Origin of the sequence: Lentisphaera araneosa HTCC2155 (assembly GCF_000170755.1) — a bacterium.
GTDB classification, from domain to species: Bacteria; Verrucomicrobiota; Lentisphaeria; order Lentisphaerales; family Lentisphaeraceae; genus Lentisphaera; species Lentisphaera araneosa.
The window spans coordinates 1-3,339 of sequence record NZ_ABCK01000063.1; the positions used below are offsets into that span (position 1 = coordinate 1).

The window sequence follows — 3,339 nt, forward strand, 5'->3', positions numbered from 1 at the left end:
GGTGCCTCATAGTGCTTACGGCAATAAATGTTTTCGTGAGAACCTATCGTGCAGACTTGCTGAGTGAATCACCTTTTTTAATTGAAGGAGCCTTACTGGGACTGTTGATTTTTTCATTGTGTAACTCCATTTTTTTGTTTGATTGGAGCTGATAATATCTACTTTTCTCTAAGCTGTCAATGTCTTTTGCTTCTTTAATTTCAGTTCACACTCATGTGTAATTGTAAAACTATATAAATCAATATCTTATATAAAAATTAAGGTTTTGTTAATTAATTACATAATTAGCCTAATCCACATTTTATTACGTTTTTCGTATATTTTTTTCGTCAACTTTACTTTTTATGTAGTTCTATTTTCATGCGATTATCCTGTTTCTTAAGGTATAGCTCATCTAATAAATTAAAAAAATCATCTCTCGCGAAGGCGCCAAGAAACTAAGTTTTTTATCTGAGTTAATCTGATAGTTCTGTGGGCAGTTATTTAAGCTCTCTGGAAATATAAGTAAAGTGTTTTACAACTTGGCGTCTTCGCGTCTTGGCGAGAAATACAGCCACACAAAGAATCAAATGGGTAATAATTCAGAGCTCATCTCATAAGTTAAATAAAAATTAGCTCTCGCGAAGGCGCCAAGAAACTAAGTTTTTTATCTGAGTTAATTTTATAGAGTTAAAGGCAGTTCTTTAAGCTTTTTGGAAAAGTTTAAACAAATCTAAGCTATCACTTGGCGTCTTTGCGTCTTGGCGAGAAATACAGCCACACGAAGAATCAAATGGGTAATTATTCATTAGGTGATAATAAGTTAAATAAAATTAGCTGGTTCTTTCTCACTTTGAGGGGATGAGGTTTGGTATCCCAGTTAAATTTCCTTTAGTGAAATAGAGCATCATTTTTAGATATTCTTTAGATCTAAACCCTCTGGCCCGTCTTTTAACTGCTGAGAAAACGGAATTAATTCCTTCCAATACAGCATTACTTGTTCCGTGCCTCCATCGAGCAATAATTCCATCAAAATGTTTTGTAAGAGATTCGGCAAATTTCTTTAGAGGGTTTAAAAAGTATTTCCACATTTCTTTTTCAGCTTCATTATGAACCCAAGATATCCATGCTTTTAACCCTAACAAAGCTTTGATTTCGGACTTCGTTTTAAAAATATCTTGGAGACTTAAGCGCATTTGGTATGCCATGGCTGTTGCAGTGTTCAGCTCTTTTAATTTTTCTATAGTTTGCTGATCTTTTTCCTTGAGTTTGTCTCTGTTCTTTTGAAATAAACGAGGCTTTTTTAGGAGGTTTCGAATATCACCTTTTGTACGGCGCTCTCTGGAACAAACTTTGCCAATTGCTTTGTTTAAGTTTTGTGCAATATGGAAGTAGTCAAATACTTTACGAGCATTGCGCATATTTGAATCAACGCCACTTTTATAAGAGGGACTCATATCCATGCTAACTTCAGTAATTGCATGAGGGTGACCGTCTTTCAGGTAAAGTTCCTCGGTGAATTGTTCAAAAACTTGTGCATCTTTGCCGTCTGCAGCGAATAGAACACTATGGTTTTCCATATCCACAAAAACACTTACATAACGATGACCTTTTGCGATACTCAACTCATCTACTCCAATTCTCGTGAGTTCACTCCAGTCAAGTTTGGCCCGTTCTTTATCAATATATACTCTTAGAATCCTCCATAATTTTTGATCATCAACTTTCATTAATTTACCTACTTTTGACACGGGCATATGACGCATGAGGGTCAAGGCTAATGCCTCAAAGTCTTTACTGGAATGTTTATTGACACCTTCCCAAGGAGCTCGAATTGTCCACGTTTTTTTACAGGATTTACAAAGGGCACGAGGCAATCGGCATTTTAATACAGTTTTATAAGTCCACATTTGTAGATGATCCCATAGCCTTTCATTTGCATGATCTTTTATAATTAAATCGGTTCTCTTACAACAAGGGCATTCCATACCTTCTAAAAGTTTAGCTGTATCTTTAATTGTCACTTCAATACATGATTGCTCTGCCAAAACTTCTAGTTTACTAACTTCCCATTTATCCCCGAGATTTAACATTTCTGCAAAAAGTTGTTCGGTCATCATTAGCTCCTATTTTGATAAGCTTAACAATACTCCTTGGAGCATCTATCCACAAAAAATGAGAAAGAACCAATTAGCTCTCGCGAAGGCGCCAAGAAACTAAGTTTTTTATCTGATTTAATCTGATAGTTCTGTGGGCAGTTCTTTAAGCTTTTTGGAAAAGTTTAAACAAATCTAAGCTATCACTTGGCGTCTTTGCGTCTTGGCGAGAAATACAGCCACACAAAGAATCAAATGTGTAATAATTCATATTATAAGGTAATATACGGCTTCTGAATTCCGAAGGAATGGAATAGCTCAGCCTGGTTTGTGAGAACCAGGATACAAATTGATGAAATAAACATATGAGTTCTGAAGGAACGCCATAGATCTTAATTAATAGGTGATGATGAGTATACTTTTAATTTTTATCACGCGAAGGCGCCAAGAACCTAAGTTTTTTATCTGAGTTAATTTTATAGAGTTAAAGGCAGTTCTTTAAGCTTTTTGGAAAAGTTTAAACAAATCTAAGCTATCACTTGGCGTCTTTGCGTCTTGGCGAGAAATACAGCCACACGAAGAATCAAATGGGTAATTATTCATTAGGTGATAATAAGTTAAATAAAATTAGCTCTCGCGAAGGCGCCAAGAAACTAAGTTTTTTATCTGAATCAATCTGATAGTTCTGTGGGCAGTTATTTAAGCTTTCTTAAATATAAGTAAAGTGTTTTACAACTTGGCGTCTTTGCGTCTTGGCGAGAAATACAGCCACACACAGAGTCAAATGGGTAATTATTTCATATTATAAGGTAATATACGGCTTCTGAATTCCGAAGGAATGGAATAGCTCAGCCTGGTTTGTGAGAACCAGGATATAAATAGATGAAATAAACATATGAGTTCTGAAGCAAGGCCATAGAATGTTATTCATAATCCTTCACGATTAAGTAGATTAGAGGGCATGATGCTGCGCATACGAGAAGGACGCTGTCCCCCTCGTGCTCCCCCAGCAAGGCTTTGCCAATCCTGGACCAAGCTATCAGGGGCTTTGCCCCGCTTTATGAGTAATTATGTAATCCTTTACTGTTTTTGAAACTTTGTTTTAAAGACCCCCTCCAAAATATTTTGTACTTATTAAGCAATTTATTGTGGATTTTGAGCATTGCCATTTGTATTATAGACTCATCTTGAAGTGTAAAAATTTAGGCATCAATGGTTTATGTACATGTGTTAGTTTTTAATTGTGAACTTTATTATTTATAAT

1 protein-coding gene is annotated in these 3,339 nt (G+C 35.5%); it reads right to left on the minus strand.

The features are described 5' to 3' along the window. Positions 1-827: 827 nt before the first annotated feature. Positions 828-2,099, minus strand: a complete 1,272-nt coding sequence (locus LNTAR_RS24505) for an ISL3 family transposase (RefSeq protein WP_238527699.1) — start codon at positions 2,097-2,099, stop codon at positions 828-830. Positions 2,100-3,339: the final 1,240 nt, after the last annotated feature.